This is a genomic window from Citrobacter sp. Cf087 (assembly GCF_030334285.1).
Taxonomy (GTDB): Bacteria; Pseudomonadota; Gammaproteobacteria; order Enterobacterales; family Enterobacteriaceae; genus Citrobacter; species Citrobacter freundii.
In genome coordinates this window covers 1-5252 of sequence record NZ_JAOWED010000024.1, presented here as the reverse complement: position 1 = coordinate 5252, position 5252 = coordinate 1, and the positions used below count along the sequence as shown (strand labels likewise).

Genomic DNA, 5252 nt, shown 5'->3' with positions numbered 1-5252 from the left:
GCCATAAACTGCCAGGCATCAAATAAAGTGAAGAAGCCCATCCTGACGGATGGGCTTTTTTGCGTGTGTGCGGGGTAAAAACCGCCGGGCTGAACGTATTGTGCAGGCCTGATAAGCGCAGCGCATCACGCACATCGCAGCACCATCGGGTGCAAAGCAATATCCTGAGCCTCCATAACACAAGCCATCCTGCGGTATATGCGGTAAACTAGGCGCGATTTTGCATCAGGAAAGCGTCTATGAATCACTCCCTTAAAGCCTGGAACACCTTCGGTATCGATCAGCAAACGAATGAACTTGTCTGCGCCGAAAATGAACAACAATTACTGAATGCCTGGCAATCAGCCAATGCATCGCATCATCCAGTACTGATTCTGGGCGAAGGGAGTAACGTCCTGTTTCTTGATACCTTCCAGGGTACGGTGATCGTCAATCGTATTAAGGGTATTGAGATTACAGAGCAACCTGATGCGTGGCATTTGCACGTAGGCGCGGGTGAAAACTGGCATCAGTTGGTGTGCTATGCGCTGGAGCACAACATGCCTGGCCTGGAAAATCTGGCACTTATTCCGGGCTGTGTCGGCTCATCGCCAATCCAGAACATTGGTGCTTATGGTGTGGAACTTCAGCGTGTTTGCGAATATGTGGACTGCATTGAACTGGCGACCGGCAAACATCTGCGCGTCAGTGCTACAGAATGCCGTTTTGGTTACCGTGACAGCATCTTCAAGCATGAATACCAGGATCGTTTCGCAATTGTAGCCGTTGGTCTGCGCTTACCTAAACAGTGGCAGCCCGTTTTGACTTACGGTGACCTGACGCGTCTGGATCCTACAACAGTTACACCTCAGCAGGTTTTTGATTCAGTCTGCCATATGCGCACGACAAAACTGCCCGATCCGAAAGTAAACGGTAATGCGGGTAGCTTCTTTAAAAACCCAGTTGTCACTGGGAATATTGCGCAGGAGCTCCTGGCTAAATTCCCAACAGCACCTCATTACCCGCAGGCTGATGGTTCTGTGAAGCTGGCAGCAGGCTGGCTTATCGATCAGTGCCAGCTAAAAGGTATGCGAATTGGTGGCGCGGCGGTACATCAGCAGCAGGCACTGGTGCTGATCAATGCAGATAATGCGACGAGTCAGGATGTAGTGCAACTTGCACACCATGTGCGCCAAAAAGTCGGTGAGAAATTTAATGTCTGGCTCGAACCAGAGGTCCGGTTTATTGGTCCGCAGGGTGAAATGAATGCTGTGGAGATCATTGCATGAAGGATAATACCGTCCCTCTGACGCTTATTTCATTATTGGCCGATGGAGAATTTCATTCCGGTGAGCAGCTCGGTGAAACGTTGGGAATGAGCCGTGCCGCAATCAATAAGCATGTCCAGACGTTGCGCGACTGGGGGGTTGATGTCTTTACTGTTCCTGGTAAAGGATACAGCTTACCGGAGCCTATCCAACTATTAGATGCCTCACTTATTCATTCTCAACTGGATGGTGGAAATATCACTGTCCTGCCGGTTATCGACTCAACCAATCAGTACCTGATGGACCGAATAGGTCAGCTGGAGTCAGGGGATGCCTGCGTCGCTGAATATCAGCAGGCCGGGCGCGGCCGCCGTGGACGTAAATGGTTCTCTCCCTTTGGTGCTAACCTATACCTCTCGATGTTCTGGCGGCTGGAACAAGGCCCGGCCGCTGCAATTGGTCTGAGTCTGGTGATTGGTATCGTCATGGCTGAGGTTTTGCGCGATCTGGGTGCGGATAAAGTCCGTGTAAAATGGCCCAACGACCTCTATTTACTCGACCGTAAACTGGCAGGGATCCTGGTAGAACTCACTGGTAAGACAGGTGATGCCGCGCAAATTGTTATTGGCGCGGGTATTAATATGTCCATGCGCCGGGTTGAAGAAAATGTGGTTAATCAAGGCTGGATTAACCTGCAGGAAGCGGGCATTAACATTGACCGCAATACCCTTGCTGCCCGACTGATACGTGAGTTGCGCGCTGCGTTGGTGCTCTTTGAGCACGAAGGTTTAGCACCGTATCTGTCTCGCTGGAAGAAACTGGATAACTTTATCGACCGCCCGGTAAAACTTATTATTGGTGATAAAGAAATATTTGGTATCTCTCGTGGAATAGACACGCAAGGTGCATTATTGCTTGAACAAAATGGCGAGATCAAACCCTGGATGGGTGGAGAAATATCGCTGAGAAGTGCTGAATAATAAGAAGGGGAGCTGAGGCTCCCCTTTTTATTTATTTACGTAGCCTGACTTGCTCAACGGCATGATTGGCGCTTTTAGTCATAATCAAGCTGGCTCTTTCACGTGTTGGTAAAATGTTTTGCTTTAAATTCAGCCAGTTAATTTCTTTCCATAGCGATGTGGCAGTATTGATAGCCTCATCTTCTGATAATTTTGCATAGTTATGGAAATAAGAGTCCGGGTTGGTAAACGCCCCTTCACGGAATTTCAGAAAGCGGTTGATATACCACGTCTGGAGTAATTCTTCTGGCGCATCAACATAAATAGAAAAGTCGACAAAGTCAGAAACAAATACATGATGTGGATCGTGAGGATAGTCCATCCCGCTTTGTAATACATTTAACCCTTCGAGTATTAATATGTCGGGCTGGGCAACGGTTTTGTCGCCATCAGGGATCACATCATAGATGAGATGGGAATAGACCGGCGCCGTGACGTTAGGTACGCCTGATTTCAGATCGGAAACGAATTTAACCAAGCGATGCATATCATAGGACTGGGGGAAGCCTTTCTTCTTCATTAGTCCACGATCTTTCAATACCTGGTTAGGGTGGAGAAAGCCATCGGTAGTAATCAATTCAACCTTACGATGCTCTGGCCAGCGACTGAGTAAGGCCTGCAAAACACGCGCTGTCGTACTTTTACCGACGGCAACGCTGCCAGCAATACTAATAATATAAGGAATACGCTCGCCATTCGTGCCTAAAAATTGCTCCAGCACTGCCTGACGTCGCAGGTTTGAACTGATGTAAAAGTTTAGCAAACGCGAGAGAGGCAAATAAATCTCGGCAACTTCTTCCAGCGATAAGTCTTCGTTAATGCCTTTAAGACGAGCAATCTCTTCCTCGGTCAGGGTCATCGGCACGGAATCACGAAGCGCAGCCCACTGGTTGCGATCAAACTGTAGGTAAGGCGACGTTAACGCTTGCTCTTTTATACTCATACGCATGGTCTGGCTGTCATTGCTATATCAGGTCTGCGGTAAAAAACGAAATCATCCCCGGTACGCAATGGCACGCACATTTCAGTTAATTTGGACAATGGGCAGGAGGGTAACACCAGATGGAGGGGAATAATAAGAAAAAATCATCCTCTGAAATGCAATGTGACGGGTATTCCAGATGTATAAAGATGTGCTTTCTCTCTATCGACGCGTGCATGCTGGAGCAAAATTCCTCCCTGAGGTGGCACCTGGCGTTGGAAATTTGTCCAATCCAAAGAAGAAATAGATTATTTATCGGTCGCATAGTGCAAAATGTGAGCGATAGAACATTTTATGCAATTTTTTAGTTGCATGAGTGCGCATGTCTCCATAAAATGCGCGCTACTTGATGCCGACTTAGCTCAGTAGGTAGAGCAACTGACTTGTAATCAGTAGGTCACCAGTTCGATTCCGGTAGTCGGCACCATCAAGTCCGGTGGGGTTCCCGAGCGGCCAAAGGGAGCAGACTGTAAATCTGCCGTCACAGACTTCGAAGGTTCGAATCCTTCCCCCACCACCACTTTCTGGCAGCGTTATCGCCGCCTGAGTTGATTAAAAGTTAATCAGCTCGAACAGAAAAGAGAGAAATCTCTTTTTTGTTACAGAAAGAACTGGGTAGCCGAGTTTCAGGATGCGGGCATCGTATAATGGCTATTACCTCAGCCTTCCAAGCTGATGATGCGGGTTCGATTCCCGCTGCCCGCTCCAGACGTGCTGATATGGCTCAGTTGGTAGAGCGCACCCTTGGTAAGGGTGAGGTCCCCAGTTCGACTCTGGGTATCAGCACCACTTCACTTCTCCTTCCCGTTTCTCTCTGTTTACTTTTAAAAGCATTCAACAGCTCAGGTATATTGCCTGGTTGATGTGGTGATATCACCGATTTATCCGTGTCTTAGAGGGACAATCGATGTCTAAAGAAAAATTTGAACGTACTAAACCGCACGTTAACGTCGGTACTATCGGCCACGTTGACCATGGTAAAACAACGCTGACCGCTGCAATCACTACCGTTCTGGCTAAAACCTACGGCGGTGCTGCTCGCGCATTCGATCAGATCGATAACGCGCCGGAAGAAAAAGCACGTGGTATCACCATCAACACTTCTCACGTTGAATATGACACCCCGACTCGCCACTACGCACACGTAGACTGCCCGGGCCACGCCGACTATGTTAAAAACATGATCACCGGTGCTGCGCAGATGGACGGCGCGATCCTGGTTGTTGCTGCGACTGACGGCCCGATGCCGCAGACTCGTGAGCACATCCTGCTGGGTCGTCAGGTAGGCGTTCCGTACATCATCGTGTTCCTGAACAAATGCGACATGGTTGATGACGAAGAGCTGCTGGAACTGGTAGAAATGGAAGTTCGTGAACTTCTGTCTCAGTACGATTTCCCGGGCGACGACACTCCGATCGTTCGTGGTTCTGCTCTGAAAGCGCTGGAAGGCGAAGCAGAGTGGGAAGCGAAAATCATCGAACTGGCTGGCTTCCTGGATTCTTACATCCCAGAACCAGAGCGTGCGATTGACAAGCCGTTCCTGCTGCCTATCGAAGACGTATTCTCCATCTCCGGTCGTGGTACCGTTGTTACCGGTCGTGTAGAGCGCGGTATCATCAAAGTTGGTGAAGAAGTTGAAATCGTTGGTATCAAAGAGACTGCTAAGTCTACCTGTACTGGCGTTGAAATGTTCCGCAAACTGCTGGACGAAGGCCGTGCTGGTGAGAACGTTGGTGTTCTGCTGCGTGGTATCAAACGTGAAGAAATCGAACGTGGTCAGGTACTGGCTAAGCCGGGCTCTATCAAGCCGCACACCAAGTTCGAATCTGAAGTGTACATTCTGTCCAAAGACGAAGGCGGCCGTCATACTCCGTTCTTCAAAGGCTACCGTCCGCAGTTCTACTTCCGTACTACTGACGTGACTGGTACCATCGAACTGCCGGAAGGCGTAGAGATGGTAATGCCGGGCGACAACATCAAAATGGTTGTTACCCTGATCCACCC

General features: G+C 49.2%; 4 protein-coding genes, 4 tRNA genes and 1 pseudogene. 7 read left to right on the top strand and 2 right to left on the bottom strand.

The genetic code is table 11. The features are described 5' to 3' along the window. Positions 1-239: 239 nt before the first annotated feature. Complete coding sequence (gene murB, locus OGV57_RS07560; protein ID WP_054527940.1) at positions 240-1268, top strand: UDP-N-acetylmuramate dehydrogenase; 1029 nt, start codon at positions 240-242, stop codon at positions 1266-1268. After that, on the top strand, positions 1265-2227 hold the full coding sequence (gene birA, locus OGV57_RS07555) for a bifunctional biotin--[acetyl-CoA-carboxylase] ligase/biotin operon repressor BirA (protein WP_054527941.1): 963 nt from the start codon (positions 1265-1267) through the stop codon (positions 2225-2227). Before murB ends, birA begins: the two co-directional genes overlap by 4 nt. A 31-nt stretch (positions 2228-2258) precedes the next feature. On the opposite strand, the gene coaA is transcribed toward birA, so the two are convergent. Together coaA and OGV57_RS07545 are read right to left on the bottom strand one after the other, a co-directional pair. Continuing rightward, complete coding sequence (gene coaA, locus OGV57_RS07550) at positions 2259-3209, bottom strand: type I pantothenate kinase (protein WP_003031107.1); 951 nt, start codon at positions 3207-3209, stop codon at positions 2259-2261. Positions 3210-3499: 290 nt separating this feature from the next. After that, positions 3500-3580: pseudogene (locus OGV57_RS07545) on the bottom strand (hypothetical protein); the annotation flags it as partial. A 19-nt stretch (positions 3581-3599) separates the two neighbouring features. Here OGV57_RS07545 and OGV57_RS07540 point away from each other — a divergent pair. The 5 genes from OGV57_RS07540 to tuf all read left to right on the top strand — a co-directional run. Next, a tRNA-Thr gene (locus OGV57_RS07540) sits at positions 3600-3675 on the top strand. Positions 3676-3683: 8 nt separating this feature from the next. Continuing rightward, positions 3684-3768 (top strand) — tRNA-Tyr (locus OGV57_RS07535). Positions 3769-3881: 113 nt separating this feature from the next. Then, a tRNA-Gly gene (locus OGV57_RS07530) sits at positions 3882-3956 on the top strand. 5 nt (positions 3957-3961) lie between these two features. Beyond that, a tRNA-Thr gene (locus tag OGV57_RS07525) sits at positions 3962-4037 on the top strand. Positions 4038-4155: 118 nt separating this feature from the next. Further along, positions 4156-5252: elongation factor Tu (gene tuf / locus OGV57_RS07520; RefSeq protein ID WP_118262821.1), on the top strand; the 1097-nt coding region annotated here is incomplete at its 3' end.